Origin of the sequence: Fervidobacterium riparium (assembly GCF_025370035.1) — a bacterium.
In the GTDB taxonomy this organism is placed as follows: domain Bacteria; phylum Thermotogota; class Thermotogae; order Thermotogales; family Fervidobacteriaceae; genus Fervidobacterium; species Fervidobacterium gondwanense.
The window spans coordinates 940,565-966,395 of sequence record NZ_CP009277.1 but is presented as its reverse complement, the minus strand read 5'-3'; the positions used below and the strand labels follow the sequence as shown (position 1 = coordinate 966,395).

The window sequence follows — 25,831 nt, the reverse complement described above, 5'->3', positions numbered from 1 at the left end:
TCAAATAAGGCAAGACCATTGAAAATTATCTTATACTCTTCATTTTCAGTTCTTTCTGGAAAACAAATCTAACCAATTTTGTTTCAAGAGAGACTGGCAAATCCAAGAATTGAACACCGTATACAAATCCATCTTCAGTGTGCTCATCTTCGCGAACAATTTTAGACTTCTGTTTGTTCATCATCAAGTCTGTATCAAGCTTTAAATCGATATATATTATATCACCAACCTTCAAATACTTCTTTGTAGCCATCATGAGCCCACCGGCACTAATATTTTTGGTTGTGAAAACAAACGACTCTGTCTCATTCTCAACTGAAATATAAAATTTTCCCTCCACGTAAATTGGCACTCTAACGAATTTTCTACGCTCCGTCTTTCTAACACTCTCAGGGAATGGAACTGGAATCACGTACATGTTATCATACTTTATGACTCCCAAAGATACAGTATCAAACTCATATACTGAAGATCTATCGAAAAGATTTACGGTCATTCTAACACCTTTGGGAATTGGTATAAACTTGCCTTTTAAAGATGGAATTGATAAAAAAAGGATTCGACGGTTGAAATCTATGTCTGCAACATTACTCTTGTAGACACCTTCCAATTCTTTGACAAAAACTATTTTTATACTTGCCGGTAAACCTATCTTCAGCGTTTTTGAAGCATCGACAAGTTCTACATAAGCCATCACAGTCCCTCTCCTATTTGCTTATAGTTTTCAACTAATTCTTTCCATTCAGGTTTTATATCCTCAATGAAGATTCCATACCTATAACATTCTTCTTCTTCAACAACCCACATTACCGTGCCCTCAACTATAGAGGAATTTATCCTCTCGAGTTTCATCTCTATCTTTTCTTTCAGCTTTGGTTTGAATTCTGATATTACCTGACATCCGTTTTCTGAGACGTCAATAATAACGGTATCAAAACCATATATCGAGCACTCCTCAAACGCGGCGTATCTTGGCTTAGTCCTTCTTTGCAAAATACCAACTTTGTCCAGAGCTTCGTATTCATACAAGCCTTCATTTATGCTTTTAAGCTTCCCGACAAATGTTATAACAAAACCTTCGATTGGAACATCTACTCTGAGTAATTCTGGGATACTGAGAATTGTGACAAAAGTTATCACAAAAACTCGTCCTTTTATACCTTTGAGTCGGACTGTTATTTCTCCATCTTTTGTAAATCCTCGAAGCACAGCATTCATTAAATTGGCATTAATATACTCTTCCAAAGTCACCTGTATTCACCTCTAAAGAAATTGAGAAATCTCTGAATCAGAGTGTTTTCATCCTTTTTGTTGATATTCTCCTTAAGCAAATTAGAAGCGATTCTCATAATAGAAAACGCTGGTTGTATGCTTCTGTATCTGACAACAAAAAGCTCTCTGTCTTGAATACTTTTGACCACCAACGGGTGTTCTTTCATAAGTGTAACGGATGACACCTTGTTTCCTGCAAACTTTTCAACAACCTCAGTCAGCCTTTCCATAAGTTTCGTTGCATCCTTAGAATTCTGAACCATGTTCGCGACAACATGGATGTTTTCACCATTAATTCCCTTGAGACTGAGGAGTTTTATCATGGTGTAAGTATTAACCACAGATGTAGGTTCTGGTGTTGTCATGATAACAAAATCGTCCGTCAATGTTAGGAATGGCATGTAGGAATTCGAAAAACCTGGTGGCATGTCCATTATGACCAAATCATAATGATCTAACAGCTTCAAGAAGTGCACCGCGAAATCCTTCAAGACTAACTCGTTTGTCGCAAGTAAGTCGGTAACGTCTCCCCCAAGTGACATGAGATCCAAACCATATTTTGTTGGTGTGACAAGTTCTTCTATCGAACATTTATGATTCACGAAATCTTTCATTGTAAACTTCGGGTACGCTCCGAGAAGTATATCCGCATTTGTAAATCCCACATCGGCGTCTAAGAGCAGTACTTTTCTTCCGCTTTCCGCGATTACTGCAGCCATGTTTGTAGACACCAACGTTTTACCTACCCCACCTTTTCCACTTATAACTGACACTATCTGACTGCTTTTTAAACTACTTGCTTGATCTTGCATTTTTTAACACCTCGCGTGAGAGTAAAACGGCTAATTCCCTGCTGTTCGCTTCAATTATATCGTCTGGTACTCTCTGTCCATTCGTAACAAAAGCTATGGGAACATTCAAAAATGTCGGAACGTTTACAAAGTGTCCAAGCGATGATGTTTCATCCATCTTGGAAAGAATTACATGGGTTGGTGAAACTATCGAGAACTTAGAAGCAATCTCTTTCACGTCTTCTGATCTGTATTGCATGCCAACAACTAAAAAGACATAGTCGGGTTCAACAATCTCACTCATTGCTTTGATTTCTGTCATGTGGAGTTCGTTTTTTTGACTTCTTCCAGCGGAGTCAATAAGGATTATATCGTAATCAGCGAGTGCTTCTATTTCAAGTTTTGCTTCCTTTGGAGTGTATGCAACTCTTATCGGGACATCGAGAAGCATAGCGTAAGTTTTCAGCTGATCAACCGCTGCTATTCTATACGTATCAAGAGTAATTATCCCAACTCTTCTATGATCGTTTAGCTTCAATTTTGCGGCTAATTTTGCCAGTGTTGTGGTCTTCCCAACACCAGTCGGCCCTACAAACATAACTTTTCCCTTTATCTCTGGTACCGATGTATTCAAGAAAGGAAGGAACATCTCTGAGAGTATTAGTCTAGTGTTTTCATTTGAAAAATCCAGTTCCTGGTATTTTACCCTTGCGTATTCGATGATCTTTTCTGATATCTCTTCATCTATGTCTTGTTTACTCAAAGCTTTTCTAAAGTCTTGAACCCACTGGGGTTCATTGCTTCTCTGACTCACCATCATGGACTTAAGTTCAAGCATCATCTTCTTTAGTTCCGTAATATCTTCTGGACTTTGCTGGGGTTGTTTGGTTTTAGAAAGTATTTCCTGCAATTTATATATCTGACCCTTATCTTCGGTTTGTTGCTGTTTCTTTTCCTCAACGGCCGCCGTCACTTCAATATAAGTCTTTGCACCAATCCCTAAAAAACCACCTTTCTTTATCTTTCGCGTGCTGAGAATCACAGCATCTTTGCCAAGTTCAACTCTTATTTTTTCGAAAGCTTCTTTTATGTCGCTAACAACATACTTCTTCACTATCATATCTTCACCACACCCTCAATTGACAAATTCATATCTTCAGGTATCTCTTCAAATGCAATCACTGTTACGCCAGGTATGAATCGAATGACCATTTTTGCAATGTAAGGCCTTATGGTACCTGAAACAACGAGCACAGGTGCAAAACCTTTTCTCATAAGTTGTTCCAATTCCTGTGAAATCTTTTCTATAATCTCGCGCATAATCTGCGGGTTAACACTCAGGTATCTACCTTCTTCGCTTTCGGAAATCGACTCCGTAAGTAACCTTTCAAGCTCACTATCAAGTGCGATTCCGTGTATTTGTTTATCTTGTGCTAAGAGTTTTATTGTGATTTGCCTTTTGAGACCTCTTCGTACATACTCGACGAGCATCTCAACATCTCTTGCTTTATCTGCGTTATCAAGTATTAGCTCAAAGATATATGGTAAGTTTCTTATCGAAACACCTTCAGCAAGTAACTCTTGTAATACTTTTTTCACAACCGTTGGTTTCACAACGTTGAAGACGTCATCAACTAATCTGTCAAACTTATTTCGTACGCCGTCTACCAGTAGCTGAAATTCTCTATTCCCAAGCAGTTCAGGAGCATGTTTGCGTAGCAATTCAGTTATGTGCGTAGCAAAGACTGTCGGCGGATCGACTACTGTATAGCCCTTTTGAATGGCTTCTTCCTTTTTCGATTCGTCTATCCAAAAAGCCTGCAAACCGAAAGCGGGTTCTTTCACCTCTATACCAGCTATCTTTTCACTTACAAATCCAGGATTTATAGCCAAAAGCCTGTTAGGGATTAGTTCATATCTGTCAATTTCAGCACCTCTAATAAATACAGCGTATTCGTTTGGTTTCAATATCACACTATCTCGAACTCGAATTGGTGAAAGCACAAGTCCCAATTCTTGTGCCAACTGTCTTCGAATCATAGTTAGCCTTTCAAGCATATCGCCACCTTGTGAAAGATCCGCGAGTGGTAAAAGTCCATAACCTATGTTAATTTCAACAGTATCTGACTGAAGAACTTCTGAAACCTCTTCCGGTGTTGAGAGAATAGGACCAGATGGTGCTGGCATACCAGGGCCAGGCGGCGTTGGACCAATCGGTTGCACTTGTGGTTGTAATAGTTCTTGCCTACGTATCATAAATCCGACTATCAAGAAAAATCCGCCAATTATTAAACTCGTGAATGTTGGAAGGGGAGTAAAAACACCGAGAAAGATCAGTACAAATCCTGTTAAAATGATAACTCTCTTTTCTCCTGAAAGTTCTTTTATCAATTCGGTTCCAAGGTTATCTTTCGTCGCACTACGAGAAACAATTATACCCGTTGCGGTTGAAACCATAAGTGCCGGTATTTGACTAACTAACCCATCACCAACCGTGAACAAAAGAAAGGTCTTAGCAGCATCAGCAAAACCCAGTTGGTGCATCAATACCCCTATAATTATACCACCGAGACTATTAACTATTGTAATTATGATACTCGCTATCGCATCGCCTCGTACAAATTTTGAGGCTCCATCCATAGCACCATAAAAATCTGCTTCTCGCCTTATCTCTTCCCTCCTACGTCGCGCTTCCTCTTCCGTTATCAGTCCTGCATTCAAGTCAGCATCGACACTCATCTGTTTTCCAGGCATTGCATCAAGTGTAAACCTCGCTGCAACTTCCGCAATTCTTTCCGAACCACGTGTTATGACTATAAACTGAATGATCACCAAAATAAGGAAAACTACGATTCCTACGACGTAGTTACCACCAACGACGAAATTTCCAAACGTCTGAATCACTTTACCACCAAATTTTGGTCCCTCTAATAATATAGCCCTCGTAGAGGCAACATTCAGGGCTAATCTAAATATAGTTACAATAAGCAATAATGTCGGAAATGATGCAAGCTCAAGTATGTGAGTTATATACATCGTTGAGAATAGGATTACAAGTGAAATCGATATGTTCAATAACTGAAAGAAGTCGAGCATGAAGTCAGATATAGGTATTATCATCAGCAACACAATTGCTACGACCAATAAAGCAACAACTACGTCAAAATTCATAAACCCACCTCTGCCTGGAAAAATTTTAGAAAATTTTGAACGATTTTGAATTATATCGAGTCTAATATATTGAGAGGCAAAATGAGATGTTTTTAAGGCTCTTCTTAACACATCATGTATTCAAGTATTTTGTAACACAATTGTTCGGTGTTATTATAATAAAGAGTACTGATAATTTAACACAAAAAATGGTATACTCACTACAGAGAACCCCCTATCCCCCTTGAGATACACCTCCCACGGCTTTATGCGGGCAAAAAAAGCCCGCTTTTTTTTTAATCATTTACCTACGCAGAAATTTGCAAAGATGTTCTCAAGCAAATCATCTGTGAAATTTCTCCCGAGGAGCTTATCGAGCTCAGACAATGCATTGCGGATGTCTATTGATATGATATCAAGTGGGTAATTTTCTCTAAGCGACCTCATAGCTTTGACAACATTTTCATTCACTAATTTCAGATGTTCAATTTGCCGTTTGGACGTTATGTGTGACAGTTGTCCCTCTGCTACTAGTGGTTGTGCCTTTTCAACGATCTTTGCTTCGAGTTCTCTCAATCCTACACCACTCGATGCACTGAGCAGAATATCTTCGTTGTTTTTAGAAACTTTGATGACTTTGTTTCCAGAATCTATCTTATTCCACACCGGAATGAAATTGCTATCTTTAATTATATTAAGTATATATTGGTCATCCTTAGTGAAACCAGTTGTCGCATCGAGCAAGAATATGACCACATCAGCTTGGCTTGCTTCCTTTATTGCCCTTTCAATTCCAATCTTTTCCACAAAGTCATCCGTATGCCTAATACCTGCAGTATCTGATATGACAAAGTGAATGCCCTGGATCTTTATCTCACCTTTTATAATGTCCCTCGTTGTTCCAGGGATATCTGTTACTATAGCACGATCTTCCAAAAGCAATCTGTTCAAAAGTGTACTCTTTCCAACATTTGGTTTTCCAATTATTGCGAGCGTAACGCCAGTTGAGATGTGTATACCCTTGTCAGCGTGAGCCAATTTGTCTGACAAAAAATGTTCCACATCAGCTATGTCCTGCATAATCTCGTCGCGCGGAACTTCTATATCATCACCGTAATCTATTGAAACTTCGATTTTAGATAGTATATTTATTAGAGAGTTTCTAACTCTGTTTATCTCTTCAGATAGCTTACCTTTAAGGTTGTCAATCGCTAATCGAAGGCTTTCCTCACTCTTGGCTTCTATGATCTGGAGTATTGATTCAGCTTTTATCAAATCTATCTTACCATTTAAAAATGCCCTTCTTGTAAATTCTCCATTTTTTGCAAGCCTTGCACCATGTCTTATCAATTCGGCCAGTATTTTTTGAGTGACCAGTACGCCACCATGGCAATACACTTCTACCATGTCTTCGCCTGTATAACTTTTTGGTGCTTTAAATCCCACAAACAATATTTCATCTACAACGTTGCCATCTGTATCGTAAAAGTTTCCATAAAGAATTCTTCTCTCATCGTATATGCTCTTACGAACACATTTCTGAATTATTTCCCATGACCTTTCACCAGATATTCTTACAATACCAATTGCACCTGTACCCGGTGGGGTGGCGATCGCAACGATAGTATCTCTCTGCGCAGTTTCGACTGCCAAGAAGCTAATAAATAATCACTCCTTTAAACCTAATTTGCAACATTCTTATTATAACATATTTGCTTAAAACTAAAAAGGTGGCTCTCTAATATGAAAGCCACCCTGTGGAGATATACGAAAGAGTTAAACCTTAAACCAGCGAGAAATATTTTCCATCTTTTGCGAGATTACCTTAAGTTTTTCAGTACTCTCACTGAGTTGTTCAAATACTTTTGTAATTCTTCTGAAATCCTCATTGAACTTTTGCAACTGTTGTGAAGAAGAAATTATCGAATTTGCAACATCATCCATGAGGCCTTCTATCTGAGCAAACGCCTGACTGTTCTCTTCTATTTGCATTCCAACTTGTGCGCTCAAACTGCCTATATTTTGAACTTTTTCTATCACTGTATAATAATTCGAGGAAAATTCTTCCTTAGCCTGCTGCAGTTTTTTGAATTTCTCACCGGAGCTTTCATACAATTGGTCAAGCTCTCTGAGGTCATTAGTGTAGGTATCAACTTCTTTCACGAGGTTCTTGGAAAGTGTGTTTATTTCAACAGATAATTTCATAACCTCATCTGCAACAACAGCAAAACCTCTACCAGCTTCTCCTGCCCTTGCTGCTTCGATTGCCGCATTTAGTGCAAGTAAATTAGTTTGTGATGCAACATTTTGTATTTTTGCTATTGATTCTTTTATTGAAGAGAACTTTTCTATAGTTCTCTGAACCGTCGTACTGAACTTTGAAAACACTTCAACGTTAGAATTGACTGAATCGTTCATTTCTTCTATTAAGACAACGTTCTTTAATATCTCAGCCTGTGCATGTTCAATATCTTTCAATAAATCAGAGAGTTTTTCAGAAAGGTTTTGATTATTAGTCATAGAGCTATCGACTGTATTTTGAAGAGTCATGATCTTGGACTTCACATCTTCAACATTCAGAATGTAGTTTTCTACAAAATCGCTGAAATCTGAAACAGATCTTTCGAGCGTATCTCTTATGGTTGTAACCTGCTCAACTTCGGTATTCAACTCTTTTGAACTCTCTTTCATATCCTTTGCATAGTCTACAAGGTTCTCGGACAATCCCTTTAGAGAATCTATAACACGCTCAAATTCTCCAAATGTCTTAACATCAAACGATACGATTTCGCCATTTGAAAATTTCTCAATTATATCTGCGGATCTCACTATTTCTTTCGAGATATTGTTAATAAGCGGCACAGATGCAATCAAGGCAACTACTAAAATCACAAAACCTACTATCAAGTTGATTACTACAAGCCTTGCAAGGTTGAAATCAACATTTACTTTGATGTCCGGCATTTTGATTTCAGGAAGCTGAAACTTTTCAGGCTGAGGAATCTCAATCTGTGCAGTTACAACTTCTTTTCTTAGTGCAACTTCAAATGTTCCGATCTTGTCTCCCATAACGTTGAGGTCGCTTTTAACTGCAAGATATTCATCACTACCAACTTTGAATGTATATTTTTCTTCTGAGGGTTCATCGATACCAGAGACCCTTTCACCGGATTCGTTCACCCTTGTTGTCACGTAAGCCTTACCGTCCACATATACTGTTAAATCAGCATTTGTAAGCCTTTTTATATCATCAAAAAAGCTTTCTGTAAGTCTACCAGCAGATATTACAAAACCAGTAACTGTGTTGCCAAGTTGGGGGTGCATGACTGGATTTATTGAGACTATATATATTCCCTGGGAACCTTTGAAAACAAAGGAATCGGAATAGGCTGATGGAGATGACAATATTTTATTAGCCCTTTCAATAATCGACTGTGAAAACTCCAAGTCTTTATACAAAGTAGATGAAACACCAGGTGCCAATGAGTAAGCATACTCCACAAGAAACTTCTCATTTAGCTTAACAAAGGGCCTTATCTTCAACTTTGGTTCACTGGGTTCGGTTGTCCAAAGAGAAATGTAATCGAACATTGAACGTTCAACATAGTTATTGAGCAGGCTTCTTTTCAAAGCGAGGTCCAAATTCTTCTCGGCAGCAGCGTTTATAACTTCTTTCGAAGTTGCAGCTACCTTTGAAAGATTTTCAATATTAGCAACTTTGTCTTTAATAAGGTTTTCAACAACGTTCTTTATAGAATTTGCTTCTTTTTCAAGTGTACCAAGGTAAACGTTCTCAAAAGCTGCACTGACGCTTTCTTTTTGTTTCTCTACAGCTGATACCAGTTTTTCATTGTATTCATTTATGTGTCGCTCAAGTTCTTGTGAAAATGTATCGAAAAACTCTTTGAAAAGAACCTCTGGATCACCGAGCTGCTTTTTAACTTCATTTTGTATTCTAGTGCTTTCATTCGATAAATTGATAACGGTAAATAAGATTGAAATTGTTAATGGAACCGCTACCAAAAGAATTGAAAGCAAAAGCAGACGTGTTTTAATAGACATAAAATCACCAGCTTTTGGCTTATTTACACGTTGTTTATAGTCTTTCAATAACTTTCGACAGTATTTTAACTATCATTTGTCCTGTTCTGTTGGCAACTTCAAGAACTTCCTCTGCCGTTAATGGTTTTAAGTCATCAGGAACTGCACGATCCGTGATTGCTGAAATGGCAAGAACCTTTGTACCTCTGTGAGCTGCAGCAATAACCTCAGGAACAGTTGACATACCAACAGCGTCTGCCCCCATCCATCTTAGCATCCTTAGTTCAGCAGGAGTCTCAAAGTTTGGTCCGGAGACGGCAACGTAGACTCCTTCATAAACAGGTATACCAAGTTCACCAGCAACTTCTTTTGCAATTTTCCTTAACTCCTTATCATACGCATTTGACATGTCCGGGAACCTTGGGCCCCACTCTTCAATGTTTGGTCCAATCAAAGGATTGTCACCCATCATGTTTATGTGGTCAGAGATTATCATCGGTCTTCCCACTTCAAAGTCTGGATTGAGCCCTCCTGCAGCATTCGTTAAGAATAAGTACTTAACACCGAGTTCTTGAATAACCCTAACACCAAATGTTACATCTCTCATGTGGTATCCTTCGTAGTAGTGGAATCTACCATTCATGAGCACGACATTCTTACCGTTAAGTTTCCCAAATATCAACTCGCCTTTATGTCCCGGAGCCGTCGAAACCGGAAACTCAGGAACGTCTTTGTAAGATATTCTTACAGGGTTTTCAACGCTATCTGCGATACCGTGTAAACCGGATCCTAGGACTATACAAATCTCAGGAAGCTCCAATACCTTAACTTTCAAATACTCAGCAGCTTTTTTAACCCTTTCAACGTAAGCCTTTACGTCATGTACCATAACTACACCTCCACCATCTGTATTAATATGAAACAAGTGTGAGTTCAACTATATTATATACCTTATATACCGTCTCAGTAAGATACTTATCATCACAGTTCCAATGAGAAGAAGCGTAGAAATAGCATTAATTACAGGTGATATCCCAAATCTTACCATGGAAAAGATTTGCAGTGGCAATGTTGTTGAACTCGGACCAGCAACGAAAAATGTAATCACAAAGTCATCTATGGAAAGTGTGAATGCCATGAAAAATGCTGCTATTACACCTGGTAATGCGATCGGAAAGATAACTTTCCTCAATGCAATGAACTTGGTTGCACCCAAATCGTAAGATGCTTCAATGATTGATTTATCAAAGTCTTGTAGTCTTGTGAGTATTATCATCATCGTGTATGGAATGGAGAACGTCACATGTGCGATGAATATTGTGAAGAGGCTTAGTCTTAAGTGAATTGTCGCAAAAAAAACAAGCAAAGAAACGCCTATTATTATATCCGGTATTATGAAAGGTATGTAAGTAGTTGTCCAGACTATCTTCTTAAATTTCTTGTTGCCGAGATATACAGAAACCGCTCCGAAAGTACCAAGTATAACACCAATGGCACTCGATGATATACCCACAATTAAAGAATTAAAAAAAGTTCTCCAGATGTGAGCAGACGACGTGAATAGTTGTTCATACCATTTAAGGCTAAATCCTGTCCATTCGGGTGATTTTGACGAGTTAAACGAAAAAAGCACAACTATGAAAATAGGTAAGTAGAAGAAAATCATAACAGTTATCAAGATAGCTTTAGCAAAATTACCTGGCTTCACGTTTTTCACCACCGAAAATGAAAAATAGGACAGCTATTATTGTAATCGCAAGCAGAACAGAAGAAATGGCTGCAGCCGCTGGCCAGTTTCTTGCTGTTGTAAGTAATCTTGCTATTTCGTTACCGATAAGTCTTGAGTTTTTCCCACCTACAAGTTCAGGAACTGCATATGTTCCTATCGCTGGAATAAATACAAAGACAAACGCAGACACAATACCTTGACGAATATTTGGCAGCAAGACTTTAAAGAAGGTTTGTCTCCTTGTACAACCTAAATCCATAGCTGCTTCGAATATCTGTTTTTCTAATCGTTCTATTGACGAAAACAGGGGCAGAATAGCAAATGGCAGGTATGTATAAACAAGGACCAAAACTACCGCGAAATTGTTGTATATGAACTTCACGTAAGATTCAATAAATCCAAGCTTAATTAAGAATTGATTGACAAGACCATTGTTACCTAATATGAATATCCAAGCATAGATCCTAATCAGAGAATTTGTCCAGAATGGAATAATTACAAGCAGAAGTAATATATTTTTGTATTTGCTGAAAGCTAAGTAATATGCAACAGGTATCGCTATTAAAATCGATACTGCTGATGAGATAAGGGATATTAGCACAGTTCTACCAAAAACAATTAAGTAATTGAAATTTAGAATATCACGGTAACCATTCAAGGAAAAGTTGAAATTAACTCCACCTTGGTAATCCCTTTCAAGAAAACTGTAAGCTAAGATAATTATGACAGGAATCAAAAAGAACAACAGCAACCAAATCAAATATGTTAACCCATAATTTTCGTATCCTTTGAATTTGGAAGTTTTCTTAGTCAATTCTTTAATCAACTCTTTCTACCTCCACGATGAAACTATCGTCTGGATTCCAGTACATATAAACTTCGTCTTTCCACTGGATTATCTTTTCATCCAAGAGGTAACTAGCATGTTGTTTATAGACCTTTAATATATAACCACCGTCAGTTCTAACGAAATATTTCGTTTGATAGCCCATATATATCGTCTCATCAACAATCCCGTGAACGATATTTGTGTATGAATCTGCAGACAATTGCGGTTTCGAATGACTTATTCTAATTTTTTCAGGTCTCAAAGTTATCAAGACATCATCGCCAAGGTTCAATGGCTTATCCCTAAAACACACGATGTCCCCAAGTGTTGGAAATTCAACAAGTGCGTAATTTTCAGAAATGAGCTCTTTTACCGTTCCCTTCATCAAATTACTTTCACCAATGAACGTTGCTACAAATGTATCCGCTGGGCTTTCATATATTTCATATGGTGTCCCGTACTGCACAACAATGCCATTGTTCATAACGGCGACATGATCCGAAACACTGAGTGCTTCAGATTGGTCGTGCGTAACGTAAATAAACGTGATGCCTACCTTGTCATGAAGATTATCAAGTTCAATTAGCAATTCCTGTCTCAATTTTGCATCAAGTGCACTCACTGGCTCATCGAGAAGAAGTACTTTTGGTTCGTTCGCAAGTGCTCTTGCAAGTGAAACGCGCTGTTTTTGTCCTCCCGAGAGTTGTGTTGGCTTCTTTTTTGCATGTTCTTCCAATCGAGTGAGTGATAGTAGCCATTCAACTTTTTCTTTTATCTCGTTTTCAGATAATTTTTTCAATCTTAGAGGAAAAGCTATATTTTCATAAACAGTTAAGTGCGGAAAAAGTGCGTAATTTTGGAATATCGTATTCACTGGTCTCTTATTTGGTGGCAAGTGAATGATGCTTTTATCATCGAGTAGAACATCGCCATCATCCACATCTTCAAGGCCAGCGATTATTCTCAACAATGTCGTTTTACCACAGCCAGAGGGACCAAGGAGAGAAAAGAATTCATTTTCTCTGATTTCAAGGTTAATATTCTTCAATACGTGAAAATCTCCAAAGTACTTATCGACTTCGACAATGCTCACGCTACTTCCAGGCAACTCAACCACTCCCAAAAAACGTTAGATTTTCATTAATAAGCTACAAACCAAAAAGGTATAGCAGGGCGAGGAAGAAAATTATTATCAGAACAAAAGATATGGATATAAGAACATATGACCAACTGAACGCAGCAAATATATGAAAGATTGTAGTAAGAGCAAAAAAAATATTCGCATATCTCAATTTAAGCGGTATTACTTTCACGCCAATATAAGCGAGAAACAGGAATCCTAATATTATTAAGACCAATCTCATTATTTAACCTCCTTGCATTCAACATCACCTTAGGGTTATGTTTAATTCAGTAGATGAGTTCGTCCGCAGAAATGTTTAGGAACTTAACTCTCACTGTACCGTCTCTCACATACAGACAGCTCAGTGAAGCATTGTCAAGTCCAAAGTTCAGATGCAAAGGTGGAACAAGACCGAGAACTTTGGCAATTAACATCCTCAACGCAATTGCATGCGAAACAATTATAACATTTTCATTCGGATAGTGAACTATTATTTCTGACAAAACTTGGGACATCCGTTCTTGCACGCTTGCTAGAGATTCTGCCCCATCTACATTCGAATAAAGGTTTGTTCTCCATTCGTTGAATTCTTTGTGATGGTCAGTCAGTACTTGTTCAAAATTCTTCCCGTTCCACAACCTTATTTCACATTCGCGAAGTCTGTTGTCGATTTCGATCTGCCCAGTATACCCTATTTCTTCTGCGATTATCTTTGCACTTTGTAAAGCCCTTTTCATAGGACTGGAGAATATTCTCGAGACATTTTTGTTCCTTAAAAGTCTCGCAACGTTTCGCACCTGCTCGTATCCTTTTCTAGACAGCTCTGTGTCGACAACTCCCTGCCATAGTTGTTGTTCATTCCATTCAGTGCTTCCATGTCTTAAGAGATATACGTTTCCCATTCATTAACCCCTCTCGTTTTGAGCATAAATACCTTCGAGTACATTTTCAACCCTTCGGAAGTATTCGATGAAAGCTCTTTTTAGCTCATCGGTGTCTGTAATTTTCATAGCCACATTTCTAAACTCCCGTGCGTATGGCAGGTCCTTAGTATACCCTGCAATGAATTTTCTGAACTCCACAACGCCATGTGTTCCGTATTCACTGTAAAGGCCATCTATATGTTCAAAGACTGTTTTAATTCTCTCATTCAAGGACGGCTTTGCTCCAGAAAAGATCCAAGGGTTACCAATTGCACCTCTGGCAACTATAGCACCGTCCATACCATATTTCTCAGTTGCTCTTTTAAAGTCATCATGAGAATATACGTCCCCACTTATGTATAACGGAACAAGTCCAGGATTGTAGATATCCCATACAGCTTCTCCAGAGTACATCTGCTTCGCAGTTCTTCCGTGGATGAATATCGCGTCCACACCTTCGCTAACAAGTATGTCGTAAATCTTTTCAAATTCGTATTTGTCCCAACCGATACGGGTTTTAACAGTGAATCGTTTTGCAACCTTTCTCATCTCACGCACTATAATTTTTAACTTATGAAGGTCTCTTAACAAACCACTGCCTGCACCTTTTTTTACTACTTTGTTAACTGGACACCCCGCATTTAAATCAATCCACAATCCTCTTTCTTGAACAATTGAAGCTGCTTCAGATAATTCATAAGGATCCGAACCGAAGAGCTGCACGCCAACTTTGTACTTTTCATCTTCTCTTGGCAAATAAGTCTCGTTGACAGATAAATTCATAAGAATACTCTTTGCACTAATCATTTCTGTAAAAGCAAAGTGAGCGCCGCGTGCAAAACATATGCGTCTGAAGGTGTAATCCGTTATTCCAGCCATTGGAGCTAATCCAATATTTCCTGGAAGGAAACTTGCTTTCTTCACCATCTCTCTCCCTCTTCTAAATGTTGGTAAGTTTTGATGACGTCATCCTCTATTTCGGTTGGAACAAGGCCAGTTATCGATTTCCCTTCTCGTACAAATCTCCTAATATCTGATGATGAGATCTCAATAATTGGAAAGTCCAGTTCGAGTACTTTATCATATAACTCCCCGAGAACATCGTGTCCACGTTTGTAAAGCCTTCCATCGCGTGTCCTTGGATACACGGCAAGTGTTGATTTTCTCAAAAGTTCTTCATATTTAAACCACTTTTCAATATTGCCAAGTGCATCTTCCCCAATAAGAAGTATTACATTTCTATAATAATTCAAGAAGTATTCCACGTTATATATGGCGTAATTAACTCCTTCAATATGTTTTTCCAAATCGGTTATGTATAGACCTTTATATTGCGACTTAAAAACCTGAAAAGTTTTGACTGCCCATTCGAAACGTTTTTCAAATGGAACATTTATCGCTTTGTGTGGCGGATTTTTGGTTGGTAAAATATAGAAATCTGCATCGAAGTAATTGAATGCGTAATTAAAAATGACAAGATGTCCTAAATGTGGAGGGTTGAAGGAACTCCCAAAGAGAACTGCAGTATCATTCTTTGAAAGTGAATTCAACTCCCTCAATCCATACAGTATCTCCATCTTTTACACCAGCCTTTCTTAACTTATCATCAAGTCCGTTCTTTTCAAGTATTTCGAGAATATCCTCTAACATGTATTTTGCCTCTTTCTTGTACTTCTCAAGATACGCTGTTATATATTGACTTTTTACTTCGAATTCACCTTTATCATTTCTTGTGATAACGATATCAACCCTATCCGGCAACGTGATTCTAACTGGTTCTGGTTTAGCAAACTGAATCTTTTCAATATCAACTCTGTCCGTAAGTAATTTGCGACTCTCCTTAATGCGCTCCCATATGTTGAACTTAAGCTTGTCAAGGCCAATACCGACCACGGCTGAAATTGGAAGCACGTCTTTTCCCGTTGCTTTCTTAAATCTCTCGATATTTTTTAACAGTTCTTCCTCTGAAAGTAGGTCGGATTTATTCCCAACCACTATCTCTTCCTTGCTTGCCAGGTATGGGCTGAAGAACTCAAGCTCTTTTCTTATATCGTAATAATCCTGCGCTGGATCGCGCCCCTCACTACCAGCAATATCAACAACGTGAACAATTAAATTACACCTTTCTACATGTCTCAGAAAAACGTTCCCAAGTCCTTTTCCATCACTCGCACCCTTAATCAGCCCTGGAATGTCTGCTACAACAAAAGAGTTTTCGGGTTTATCAACGACAACAACCCCAAGATTGGGTATAAGTGTTGTAAAATGATAGTTTGCTATCTTAGGTTTAGAATTACTAATTCGCGATATTATAGAGCTTTTCCCAACATTCGGATACCCAACGAGTCCCGCGTCTGCCAGTAACTTGAGCTCGAGTAAGATATGTCTCTCCTCTCCAGCTACACCTCTCTCAGCAATCTTAGGTGCTTGGTTTGTTGATGATTTGAAATGTGTGTTGCCTCTACCACCTTTACCGCCACGCGCAACACAGCAGTACTTTCCAGGCTCGTCAAGGTCAGCGATCACTTCACCTGTATCATAATCTTTAACAACAGTGCCTACAGGAACTCTTAATATTAAATCTCGACCACTCTTTCCATCTTGCTTTTTCCGTCGACCATTTTCGCCATTTTCCGCGGTATATTTTCTTTTTTCGGTTAAATGATACAACGTTGATATTGTTGGGTCAGCAACAAGGAAGACAAAACCGCCATCTCCGCCATCTCCGCCATCTGGCCCACCGAAAGGTACGTATTTTTCTCTTCTGAAAGTAGCAGCACCATTTCCACCGTCACCGGCTTTTACGTAGAAATCTACTAAATCCACAAAACCTATCTTCTCCATACTTACACCTCTTTCTTAAACGTTTCCGTTGAATTTACCTCATGTCTCGTACTCTATTATACTATGTATTGAAAAAAATATGGACTCCCAGTCGGAGTCCTAATCAGCTGATATTAGCTATTTGGAGCCAGCGGAGGGACTCGAACCCTCAACCTGCGCATTACGAATGCGTCGCTCTACCGATTGAGCTACGCTGGCTCAAACAAACCAGTGCTAACTTAAAAAATTGGTGGCGGCGAAGGGACTCGAACCCTTGACACGATGATTATGAATCATCTGCTCTAGCCACTGAGCTACGCCGCCACTGCTTATCTCTAACAGCGGTATGATTTTACCATAGCCGTTTTGTACTGTCAAGAATCGATTTTTTCTCATCCAGATAAGCAATCCCAATCGAATTTGTGGTATAATGATTAGCTAAACCGAAATTGGCAATTCAACCATTTCGAAGGGAGGATGGGTCAATGAACACTACGAAATTTGCTAAAGTTTTGCTAACACTTCTATTTTTCTCTTTCATAGTATTCCCAACACTAAGCTTAAGTTCTGCAGATGAGTACCAGATATTTTATGGAAATTTACATGCTCACACATCGTTTTCGGACGGGAAAGGTACACCAGAAGAAGCTTATGAGCATGCTTCAAACTATGCGGATGTTCAGGCAGTCACGGATCACTGCTACTTTTTAAAAATCCCTGTCAATGGTCAGTCAAAGACATCTCTTACCCAGGAAGCGGCAAGAACTTCAACGGTGAAAGGCAAATTTGTGGGACTGCAGGGATTTGAATGGACTGCCGGTTCAGGACACATAAATGTTTACGAAACTTTAGAATTCATAAGTAGAGACGAGAAAGGTGACCTGAAAGACTTTTATGAATGGATAGTAAAGGTAAAGAAGTTGGCTCAATTTAATCATCCAGGAATGACATTTGGAAACTTCAACAATTTCTGGTTTTGGCCAGAGGCTGATAATTACGTCAATCTTGTAGAAATTGGTAATGGTAACTGGTCGAGCTCAGACATTATCTCTGAGGAAATGTACAGAAACTACATCTTAGCACTGAACAGAGGCTGGCATCTAAGCCCCACTGCAAACCAGGATAACCACAAACCAAATTGGGCAAGCGCAAACGATGGTCGAACTGGAATATTAGCTAAAGAACTCACATACGAAGATGTTATGGAGGCTCTGTGGAGCAGAAGAACATTTGCGAGTGAGGATAAAAATGTAAAGATATATTTCTACGCAAATGGTGCAGTAATGGGAAGTATCTTGAATTCATCTAAAGATAGTCAGGTCGAAATATCCGTTTTTTACTCTGATAAGAATGACCCAGTAGGAAAGATGTATATCGTCTCACAAAGCAAAACCTATGAAGTAAAGGATGTTCAGGGCAAGGACGAATTTGAGTATAGAAACTCATTCGAAATTCCTGACGGCTTCGAATGGTATTTTATCTACATCTTGCAAAAGGACGGTAACGAAATCGTCTCTGCACCGGTATGGTTTGAAGCAGAATCAGGTATAAAAGTTAACTATGTCAGAGTAGGTCCGGAGAAGCCAAATGTTTCACAAAACGTCAGCATTAGTTTCGATATCTACAACACAGAAAACATTGAAGAGTCTGGGAAACTAAGGATTTTGGTAGATGATCTGGAAGTTTCCACCGAAGATATTTCTTTGCCATCGTATGGCATTATTTACGACAAGAGTATAGACTTAGGAAAATTCACTGAGGGTACACACAAGGTTGAGTTCTTGTTCAACGATGTTAATATCCAGTCTATTTCATTTGAAGTTTCAAAAAAGGCGGGATTTTCTATACTATTTGACAAACTTCACGAAAATGACCTTTCAGATGAATTACTCAGAGCCATACAAACACTTAGCAACGCAGGAAATATCGTGTCGTTTAGTGAAACGATGCTAAAAGACTACGATGTCGACTATGTGATCATACCAACTCCAAGTGCTGAAGGCTTGAGCTTTTTCAAGGATTTGATGCCTGACGAGATAGAATGGCTCAACAAGATGGGTGAAAAGGTTTACTTAGTAAAAGGCTCTGATGAAGAATACTTCAATATATACAAAGAAGCTCTCCCAAGTGCGAGGGTGTTTGAAAGTGCAATCGAACTTCTGAAAGCCTTCGGTATATCACAAGATTCCAAGACTATTGAACAGTTAAGAAACGTTGTATTTATTGATCAAGGGCATTCTAACGATTATTCCAAAGATAAGCTGACCCTATTTGATAAGTTCTTGAAGTCAACAGGATATGATGTACAGTACATAAACACGATAGATTCACTTGACGGAAAATATCTCATAGTTATGAACGGAAAGGGATATTCAGATGAAGAAATTAAGAATATAGTGGAGTTCGTGAGAAAAGGTGGTACATTAGTCATTACCTCAAAGAGTGATTATAGTAACGGTGGGAACACTGAGGACCTCAATTTGATTTTAGACGCTATGAACTCACCTGTAAGGTTTAACGATGATCAAGTTGTTGACGAAATTAATAATTATGGTGCAAATTATAAAGTACTTGCAGAGAACGTGAGATTTTACTCAACATGTTCGCTCTTGATATATGGAAACGCAAATATACTGATATCGTCAGAAAGCGCAAATTCAGTGGATTCAGACGGTAAAGATGATGCTCAACCTGTGGATAAGGTTGTGCTCGCTGCAAGTTTCAAATTTGGCGACGGTGAAGTAATACTCCTTGGTAAGGCTGTTTTCTCAGATTACGATTTCGAATTAAATAAGGAATTTGTTCAAAAGATTTTTCGAGGTGCTATAGAGAAATGAAGTGTCCTTTCGGAAGTTTAAATATACCCATAAAGTGAGTTCGAAGATGTTCCTGTTTGACGAAATAGGGGGCAGTAAAAGCCCCCTATTTGTTTTCGATCAATTAACGCAAGAAACAGCAGAATTTCTTTTTCGTAATCTATAGATATTACCTCATGTCAGCTTTTTGTACTCATCTAAGCATTTCCATGAGATACATGAATATTTTGTCATTTAGGAAGAAAATTTGTTCATGTCCAAAGTCAGGGTAGATTAACATCTGCTTTTTACTTTGAATCTTGTTATATGCAGCAAACTGAGTAGATGGCGGGCAGATTGTATCCATAAGTCCCGTGACCATCAGAACTTCTGCCTTAATCCATTTTGCAAGATGTTGGACATCTATGTACCCAAGTCTCGTGAATATTTCATCTTCTCTTTCATGGAGTGGATCTCTGAATCTGAAATACGTCCTGATTTCCTCGTACGCATCCTTTGCAAGGTCCATCTCCCAAACTCTCTTGTAATCACACAAGAATGGGTAAACCGAGATCACTCTTGATACATAAGGCGAGAGCGCAGCACACGCAAGAGCTAGTCCACCACCTTGCGAAAATCCCATTGCAGCGATTCTACGGCTATCTACTTCCGGCATGTTCGCAATTATTTTTGCAAGCTCTGCTGTGTCCAAGAAAATTTGTCTGTACAAGAGGTCTTCTTTTTTCCCGTCTAAACCTCTAATAATGTGTCCATGAACTGTATTTCCTTTCACCCCACCAACATCTTCAGAATAACCGTTCTGTCCTCTCACATCCATCGCGGCAACAATAAAACCAGCAGCAACCAATCCAAATTTATCACTCCAATCGCCTGAATACCAAGAATAACCGTGAAAACTCAATATCGCGGGGCAAGGTTCTTCAATCTTCTTAGGCTTTATGAGCTGTACTCTTATCCTTGCACCTTTTACCCCTGTAAAGTAGAGGTTATAGCACTCCGCATAAGGTGCTTCAATAGACGTTTCTCTCACAATTTCAACTTGTGGATCAACATCGTCCATCTCTTTCAATGCTTGTTGCCAGTATTCGTCAAAGTCTGGTGGACATGGGTTTGTTCCCATATAAGTTTTGAGCTGTTCAAGTGGCATTTCAAATACCATAACGAAAATCCCCCCTGTTTTTTTGCTCTCATTTTCCATTATGAATTTCCGGTATTCTAATTGTAACGCATCTATGTGCCTTTTTGATTATACTTGCAGAGTTAATTAATATAAGGAAAAATCTTACCGGACTTTCTCATTTTTCGCGTTTGCCTTATAAAGAAAAAGAAGTAACTTTTTAATTCACATCCATAAGTTTCACATTACAAACTGGCTGAATAGGTAGAGTAAAACATATTATTGAAAGTTAAATGCAACCAACACTTACATTTAGTTCAATACTGTTCTTTGTTTAATGAATATTAGGCAAGTGAAACACCACATGCTTTATTTTTCTTAAATAGTGTGGTATAATAATTCTGAACATTGGAGGTGATAGATATGTTCGATAGATTTTCTGAAAGATCCGCCAAAGTTTTTGTTACTGCTCAAGAAGAGGCGAAAGACCTTGGACATTCATATGTTGGTACAGAACACCTTTTGCTCGCAATATTAAAACTCAATGATAAACCATTATCTACAATTTTGGAAAGATACGGTTTGACATATGCGCGGGTGAAGAACGAGGTAATATCTATAGTCGGTCTTGGAATGCGCGGTTTCATTATGTCACCACAGATGACTCCGAGAGCAAGAAAAGTAACAGAAATCGCTTTTGAAGAAGCGCGAATGATGGGAAGCGAAAAGATAGATCCCGAACATTTGTTGCTCGGTATATTACGAGAAGGTGAAGGTATAGCAATCCATATTTTGAAAAAATTAAATGTAAACATTCAGGCGCTAAGAAAAGAGATCGCAGATAACATCTCCGAGGAAGATTTCTTCGAAGAAGCTCAGCCACTGCCTTCATACGAAGAGCAGCCATCCTCGCCAGCCGTGAGGCAACTTGAAGGCTTTGGTGTAGACCTGACAGCGCAAGCACTCCGAGGAGAGCTTGACCCGGTTATCGGTCGCGAAAATGAAATAGAAAGATTAATGCAGATATTGGTGAGGAGAAAGAAGAATAATCCAGTTCTCATCGGAGAACCTGGTGTAGGTAAGAGCGCAATTGTTGAAGGGCTCGCACAGAAAATTGTCTCTGGTGAAGTACCTGAACCACTTAAGGGTAAGACTATTTTTTCTCTCGATGTTGCAGCCATAGTAGCAGGCACGAAGTATCGTGGAGAATTCGAAAAGAGGATGAAGAAATTACTCCAAGTAGTAAAAGGAAATAAAGACATAATACTCTTCATAGACGAACTCCACATGATAGTTGGAGCAGGTTCGGCTGAAGGAGCCGTAGATGCGGCAAATATATTGAAACCCGCGCTCGCACGTGGCGAACTTCACTGTATTGGCGCAACGACACCAGATGAATACAGAAAATACATAGAAAAAGATGCGGCACTTGAAAGAAGGTTCCAGAAGATATACGTCCAAGAACCAACGCCACAGATGGCGCTTGAAATCTTAAAAGGTTTGAAGGCAAAATATGAAAGTCATCACAAAGTCAAGTACACAGATAAATCCTTAGAAGCTGCGGTTTATCTCTCCCAGCGTTACATAACTGATCATTTCTTGCCAGACAAAGCAATCGACGTGATAGATGAGGCCGGAGCGAGAACGAGGCTTAAATTGTTTGTAATGCCAAGTGAATTGCAACTATTAAAGCTACAAATAGAATCTGTAAGAAATGAAAAAGAAGAAGCTGTTGCCAAGCAAGACTACGAACGAGCTGCCGAATTAAAACAGAAAGAACAAGAGCTAAGAGAAAAATTCAATGATATGTACAATGACTGGCGCAAAGAGATAGATTCTACAATTGCCACTGTTGATGTTCCAGAAATCGAAGAAGTAGTTGCAGGATGGACAGGCATTCCTTTAAAGAAACTCGAAGAGACAGAAAGAGAAAAATTATTGAAACTCGAATCCGCACTTCACGAGAGGGTTGTAGGTCAAGAAGAAGCGATAAATGCGATAGCAAGGGCTATTAGACGTGCTCGAAGTGGTTTAAAAGATCCAAGAAGACCAGTTGGAGTTTTCTTGTTCTTAGGTCCAACTGGTGTTGGAAAGACAGAGCTTGCAAAGACGTTAGCTGAATACCTGTTTGGTGACGAGAAAGCGCTTGTCAGATTTGACATGAGCGAGTATATGGAAAAATTCTCCGTCTCAAGGCTTATTGGTGCACCTCCGGGATATGTTGGATACGAAGAAGGTGGAACACTAACTGAAAAAGTAAGAAGAAGACCATTCTCTGTGATACTGTTCGATGAAATTGAAAAGGCACACCCCGATGTGTTCAACTTGTTGTTGCAGATAATGGACGACGGAAGGTTAACAGATTCACAGGGTCACGTTGTAGATTTTAGGAACACTATAATAATCATGACAAGCAATATAGGTGGTAGCGACATCGTTGCCACAAGAAAGAGCCTCGGATTTGTAGAGGGAGAAACACGAGAAAGAGAATTCAGCGAAATGAAAGACAAGGTTTTAGATGAAGTTAAACGGGTATTCAAACCGGAATTCATTAACAGAGTCGATGAAATAATAGTTTTCCACAAGCTTACAAAAGAGCATATAGAACAAATCATAGACATACTTTTGAGAGATATACGTTCAAGACTTTCCGAAAGGCATATCACTCTCGTGCTTTCACCGGAAGCGAAAGAATTTCTTGTCAACGTTGGGTACGATAATGTCTACGGCGCAAGACCACTTAAGCGAGCCATTCAAAAATACATCGAAGACCCACTCTCTGAAGAACTGCTGAAAGGTGAAGTTGAAGATAGCTCAGAAGTTTACGTTGTTCAAGAAGGAGAGAAGCTTGGTTTTGTTATAAACAAAAAAGCTGAGATGCAGACAGTTAATTAAGAAAAAACTGAGAAAGGACTTACCACTATGGCGAAGGGGAAAACTATATACGTATGTGATAAGTGCGGTTACGAATCTCCAAAGTGGTTTGGTAAGTGTCCAGTATGCGGTGAATGGAATACCGCTAAAGAATTTCAGATGAAAGATGTTTCTCTTAGTTCAAAATCTATACGAGCAGATAGTGCGGGGATGTTTCAGGCTCATCCTCGCTTTTTTGATATAAAGAGTGCGATAGAATTAACTAATGAAAAAAGAATCAAGACAAACATACCCGCTTTGGATCAACTTCTAAACGGCGGTTTTGTACACGGGCAGGTTCTTTTATTGGGTGGAGAGCCTGGGGTTGGAAAGAGTACCTTGGCACTCCAGATTTGCAATTCAATATCCTCAGTCAATGATGAAAAGCACGTGTACTATATTTCAGGTGAAGAAAGTGTTTCGCAGATAGGAAACAGAGCTAAACGCTTGAATATAAAGAATAATAACATATTAATTACATCGGAAACACAAATAGAAGACGTGCTAAATAACATCGATGTGGACAAAACAAAACTCATAATTGTTGATTCCATCCAGACTTTGAGCAGTGCTGATATTGACTCACCAGTAGGTGGAGTTGTTCAGATTAAGGCCGTCGTTGAAAAAGTGAGGATTTTTAGCAAGAAGAACGGAATACCGGCAATTTTGATCGCACACGTGACTAAAGAAGGTTTGATCGCTGGTCCAAAACTTGTTGAGCATGTTGTGGATACTGTTGTTTACTTTGAAGGTGAGAGGACAACCGATTATAGGATACTCAGAGTTCAGAAAAACAGATACGGTCCAAGCGGCGAGATTGCAGTCTTCCAGATGACGCAAGAAGGTTTGAGTAGCCTTTCCGAAGACAAGCTTTTAACGTATTCAGACACCGCTGGAAACGTGTTTACAGGAGTTTTTGAAGGCAGTAGACCTTTGAATGTTCAGATTCAAGCGTTAGTTTCGAGAGTCAAAATGGCTTCAGGACGGAGAATTTCCCACGGTGTAGACGTGAGGAAAGTGATTATAATATCAGCCGTGCTTGCTAAGCACCTGAACTTGCCGCTTGACTTCCACGATATATATTTGAATGTCTCTGGTGGTTTAAATATTACAGATCCAGGTTGCGAATTGGCTATTGCAGGTGCGATTCTTTCCTCTTTCTTAGATTCATATATCGGAAATACATTCATGGTTGGAGAGATAGGACTCGATGGCAGTGTTAGAGCGGCAGTGAACGTTACAAAAAGGATAGATAATGCAAAAAATCTTAGGCTTGATAAGATTATAATTCCTGAGAACGTTAAATACACCCCAAAAGATTCGAAAATGGAAGTTATATCTATAAGGAACATCAAAGAACTCTTTAAAGTGATAGCGAAATCAGAATAAACAAAGTGAGGTGTGGAGTATGCCTAAGAAAGTAAAGATATTGGTTGACAGTACGTCAGATTTTCCAAAAGAGATGCTCAAGGAATGGGATGTCGACATTGTACCTCTCTACGTAAACTGGCCAGATGGCTCAACGGAAAAAGATGATACGAGAGAATTCGAAAATCTGAAGAAATTTTACGAAAAACTCAAAAATGCTCAGGAATTGCCGAAGAGTTCGCAACCCAGTATCGAGGACTGGAGAATGAAATATGAGGAACTAAAGTCGCAGGGTTACGAGGGGATATTAGTAATAACAATTTCAAGTGCAATGTCAGGAACATTTAATTCTGCTACCCTTGCGGCGCATGAAGTTGATATTCCCGTCAAGGTTGTCGACTCCAAAATGGCATCTACTGCAATCTCCCCAATGGCTCGCTATGCCAGAGAGCTTCTTAATTTGGAAGCGGAACTCGATGATGTCGCACAAGAACTTGAAAAGAAGATAAAAGCTAAAGGTTTCGGTGCGTTCTTCTACGTTCAAGATTTTAACTTCTTGGTAAAAGGCGGAAGAGTAAGCAAATTTGCAGGATTTGTTGGTTCACTGTTCAAAATCAGAGTTGGGATATATATAAACGAAGAAGGAAATATGGTTCCATTCACTAAGGCCAGAGGTTTCAAAGCTATCGTGGATGAGCTACTTAAAAAAGCAGAATCAGAAGGTTTCACACCTGGCAGTACGGTCGATTTGTACATGGTTAGTTGCGACAACATGGAGGAACTGAAAGAGATAGAACAGATTCTAAAAGGTGTGTATAAAGTCAAGAATGTTTACTATACTCCGACCGGAAAAGTCATTTCAATGCACGTTGGACCAGGACAAGCAGGCTTTGGTATTGAGAAGTATTGATGTTTAGTTCCAAAGGGGGCAAAAGG

At 39.0% G+C, this 25,831-nt stretch carries 21 protein-coding genes and 2 tRNA genes; 4 read left to right on the top strand and 19 right to left on the bottom strand.

All coding sequences use genetic code 11. The annotated features are described in order from the left end of the window. Positions 1 to 25: 25 nt before the first annotated feature. The 18 genes from IB67_RS04350 to IB67_RS04265 form a co-directional block, all read right to left on the bottom strand. On the bottom strand, positions 26 to 694 hold the full coding sequence (locus IB67_RS04350) for a flagellar brake protein (protein ID WP_072757992.1): 669 nt from the start codon (positions 692 to 694) through the stop codon (positions 26 to 28). Next, positions 694 to 1,251, bottom strand: a complete 558-nt coding sequence (locus IB67_RS04345) for a PilZ domain-containing protein (protein WP_072757990.1) — start codon at positions 1,249 to 1,251, stop codon at positions 694 to 696. Before IB67_RS04345 ends, IB67_RS04350 begins: the two co-directional genes overlap by 1 nt. After that, entirely contained in the window at positions 1,248 to 2,084 is an 837-nt protein-coding gene (locus tag IB67_RS04340; RefSeq protein WP_072757988.1) for a P-loop NTPase, read from the bottom strand. The genes IB67_RS04345 and IB67_RS04340 overlap by 4 nt, the downstream gene beginning before the upstream one ends. Beyond that, a complete protein-coding gene (gene flhF / locus IB67_RS04335; RefSeq protein ID WP_072757986.1) occupies positions 2,065 to 3,183 on the bottom strand; it encodes a flagellar biosynthesis GTPase FlhF in 1,119 nt (372 codons plus the stop codon). Before flhF ends, IB67_RS04340 begins: the two co-directional genes overlap by 20 nt. Then, positions 3,180 to 5,234, bottom strand: coding sequence for a flagellar biosynthesis protein FlhA (gene flhA / locus IB67_RS04330; RefSeq protein WP_072757984.1), 2,055 nt, complete (start codon positions 5,232 to 5,234; stop codon positions 3,180 to 3,182). The genes flhF and flhA overlap by 4 nt, the downstream gene beginning before the upstream one ends. Positions 5,235 to 5,513: 279 nt before the next feature. Continuing rightward, on the bottom strand, positions 5,514 to 6,866 hold the full coding sequence (mnmE, locus tag IB67_RS04325; protein WP_498875488.1) for a tRNA uridine-5-carboxymethylaminomethyl(34) synthesis GTPase MnmE: 1,353 nt from the start codon (positions 6,864 to 6,866) through the stop codon (positions 5,514 to 5,516). Between the two features lie 123 nt (positions 6,867 to 6,989). Then, positions 6,990 to 9,275 (bottom strand): methyl-accepting chemotaxis protein, encoded by a 2,286-nt coding sequence (locus IB67_RS04320; RefSeq protein WP_339744640.1) that lies wholly within the window; start codon positions 9,273 to 9,275, stop codon positions 6,990 to 6,992. Between the two features lie 34 nt (positions 9,276 to 9,309). Then, positions 9,310 to 10,143, bottom strand: coding sequence for a purine-nucleoside phosphorylase (locus IB67_RS04315; protein ID WP_072757977.1), 834 nt, complete (start codon positions 10,141 to 10,143; stop codon positions 9,310 to 9,312). A gap of 48 nt (positions 10,144 to 10,191) precedes the next feature. After that, entirely contained in the window at positions 10,192 to 10,962 is a 771-nt protein-coding gene (locus tag IB67_RS04310; RefSeq protein ID WP_072757975.1) for an ABC transporter permease, read from the bottom strand. Next, the gene (locus IB67_RS04305; RefSeq protein ID WP_143145258.1) at positions 10,949 to 11,806 is read right to left on the bottom strand and encodes an ABC transporter permease; all 858 of its coding nucleotides are present in this window, start codon (positions 11,804 to 11,806) and stop codon (positions 10,949 to 10,951) included. The genes IB67_RS04310 and IB67_RS04305 overlap by 14 nt, the downstream gene beginning before the upstream one ends. Further along, the gene (locus IB67_RS04300; protein ID WP_072757973.1) at positions 11,802 to 12,920 is read right to left on the bottom strand and encodes an ABC transporter ATP-binding protein; all 1,119 of its coding nucleotides are present in this window, start codon (positions 12,918 to 12,920) and stop codon (positions 11,802 to 11,804) included. Before IB67_RS04300 ends, IB67_RS04305 begins: the two co-directional genes overlap by 5 nt. A 40-nt stretch (positions 12,921 to 12,960) precedes the next feature. Beyond that, positions 12,961 to 13,176: a hypothetical protein gene (locus IB67_RS04295; RefSeq protein ID WP_072757970.1), complete on the bottom strand. Its 216-nt coding sequence runs from the start codon at positions 13,174 to 13,176 to the stop codon at positions 12,961 to 12,963. 46 nt (positions 13,177 to 13,222) lie between these two features. After that, entirely contained in the window at positions 13,223 to 13,837 is a 615-nt protein-coding gene (locus IB67_RS04290; RefSeq protein WP_339744635.1) for a histidine phosphatase family protein, read from the bottom strand. Between the two features lie 3 nt (positions 13,838 to 13,840). After that, complete coding sequence (locus IB67_RS04285; protein WP_072757966.1) at positions 13,841 to 14,785, bottom strand: tRNA dihydrouridine synthase; 945 nt, start codon at positions 14,783 to 14,785, stop codon at positions 13,841 to 13,843. Beyond that, positions 14,779 to 15,435, bottom strand: a complete 657-nt coding sequence (locus tag IB67_RS04280; RefSeq protein WP_072757964.1) for a nicotinate-nicotinamide nucleotide adenylyltransferase — start codon at positions 15,433 to 15,435, stop codon at positions 14,779 to 14,781. The genes IB67_RS04285 and IB67_RS04280 overlap by 7 nt, the downstream gene beginning before the upstream one ends. Beyond that, positions 15,386 to 16,702, bottom strand: coding sequence for a GTPase ObgE (gene obgE, locus IB67_RS04275; protein ID WP_424695526.1), 1,317 nt, complete (start codon positions 16,700 to 16,702; stop codon positions 15,386 to 15,388). Before obgE ends, IB67_RS04280 begins: the two co-directional genes overlap by 50 nt. A 122-nt stretch (positions 16,703 to 16,824) precedes the next feature. After that, positions 16,825 to 16,900, bottom strand: a tRNA-Thr gene (locus tag IB67_RS04270). 29 nt (positions 16,901 to 16,929) lie between these two features. Then, a tRNA-Met gene (locus tag IB67_RS04265) sits at positions 16,930 to 17,005 on the bottom strand. A 161-nt stretch (positions 17,006 to 17,166) separates the two neighbouring features. On the opposite strand from IB67_RS04265, the gene IB67_RS04260 reads away from it, so the two are divergent. Then, positions 17,167 to 19,518, top strand: a complete 2,352-nt coding sequence (locus IB67_RS04260; RefSeq protein ID WP_434223566.1) for a DUF4350 domain-containing protein — start codon at positions 17,167 to 17,169, stop codon at positions 19,516 to 19,518. 172 nt (positions 19,519 to 19,690) lie between these two features. On the opposite strand, the gene IB67_RS04255 is transcribed toward IB67_RS04260, so the two are convergent. Then, positions 19,691 to 20,656: an acetylxylan esterase gene (locus IB67_RS04255; protein ID WP_072757960.1), complete on the bottom strand. Its 966-nt coding sequence runs from the start codon at positions 20,654 to 20,656 to the stop codon at positions 19,691 to 19,693. A gap of 381 nt (positions 20,657 to 21,037) precedes the next feature. Here IB67_RS04255 and IB67_RS04250 point away from each other — a divergent pair, with 381 nt between their 5' ends. The 3 genes from IB67_RS04250 to IB67_RS04240 are packed head-to-tail and all read left to right on the top strand — an operon-like array spanning position 21,038 to position 25,805. Next, positions 21,038 to 23,509 carry an ATP-dependent Clp protease ATP-binding subunit gene (locus IB67_RS04250; protein ID WP_072757959.1) on the top strand — a complete coding sequence of 824 codons (2,472 nt, stop codon included), beginning with the start codon at positions 21,038 to 21,040 and terminating at the stop codon, positions 23,507 to 23,509. 27 nt (positions 23,510 to 23,536) lie between these two features. Then, positions 23,537 to 24,916: a DNA repair protein RadA gene (gene radA / locus IB67_RS04245; RefSeq protein WP_072757956.1), complete on the top strand. Its 1,380-nt coding sequence runs from the start codon at positions 23,537 to 23,539 to the stop codon at positions 24,914 to 24,916. A 19-nt stretch (positions 24,917 to 24,935) separates the two neighbouring features. Further along, positions 24,936 to 25,805, top strand: a complete 870-nt coding sequence (locus tag IB67_RS04240) for a DegV family protein (RefSeq protein ID WP_498875487.1) — start codon at positions 24,936 to 24,938, stop codon at positions 25,803 to 25,805. Positions 25,806 to 25,831: the final 26 nt, after the last annotated feature.

Coding starts and splice junctions, on each gene's coding strand:
- obgE (WP_424695526.1), bottom strand. CDS start 16,702: ATGGAGAAGATAGGTTTTGTGGATTTAGTAGATTTCTACGTAAAAGCC.
- IB67_RS04340 (WP_072757988.1), bottom strand. CDS start 2,084: ATGCAAGATCAAGCAAGTAGTTTAAAAAGCAGTCAGATAGTGTCAGTT.
- flhA (WP_072757984.1), bottom strand. CDS start 5,234: ATGAATTTTGACGTAGTTGTTGCTTTATTGGTCGTAGCAATTGTGTTG.
- IB67_RS04280 (WP_072757964.1), bottom strand. CDS start 15,435: ATGGAGATACTGTATGGATTGAGGGAGTTGAATTCACTTTCAAAGAAT.
- IB67_RS04290 (WP_339744635.1), bottom strand. CDS start 13,837: ATGGGAAACGTATATCTCTTAAGACATGGAAGCACTGAATGGAATGAA.
- IB67_RS04250 (WP_072757959.1), top strand. CDS start 21,038: ATGTTCGATAGATTTTCTGAAAGATCCGCCAAAGTTTTTGTTACTGCT.
- radA (WP_072757956.1), top strand. CDS start 23,537: ATGGCGAAGGGGAAAACTATATACGTATGTGATAAGTGCGGTTACGAA.
- IB67_RS04260 (WP_434223566.1), top strand. CDS start 17,167: ATGAACACTACGAAATTTGCTAAAGTTTTGCTAACACTTCTATTTTTC.
- flhF (WP_072757986.1), bottom strand. CDS start 3,183: ATGATAGTGAAGAAGTATGTTGTTAGCGACATAAAAGAAGCTTTCGAA.
- IB67_RS04350 (WP_072757992.1), bottom strand. CDS start 694: ATGGCTTATGTAGAACTTGTCGATGCTTCAAAAACGCTGAAGATAGGT.
- IB67_RS04295 (WP_072757970.1), bottom strand. CDS start 13,176: ATGAGATTGGTCTTAATAATATTAGGATTCCTGTTTCTCGCTTATATT.
- IB67_RS04315 (WP_072757977.1), bottom strand. CDS start 10,143: ATGGTACATGACGTAAAGGCTTACGTTGAAAGGGTTAAAAAAGCTGCT.
- IB67_RS04285 (WP_072757966.1), bottom strand. CDS start 14,785: ATGGTGAAGAAAGCAAGTTTCCTTCCAGGAAATATTGGATTAGCTCCA.
- IB67_RS04255 (WP_072757960.1), bottom strand. CDS start 20,656: ATGGTATTTGAAATGCCACTTGAACAGCTCAAAACTTATATGGGAACA.
- IB67_RS04320 (WP_339744640.1), bottom strand. CDS start 9,275: ATGTCTATTAAAACACGTCTGCTTTTGCTTTCAATTCTTTTGGTAGCG.
- IB67_RS04240 (WP_498875487.1), top strand. CDS start 24,936: ATGCCTAAGAAAGTAAAGATATTGGTTGACAGTACGTCAGATTTTCCA.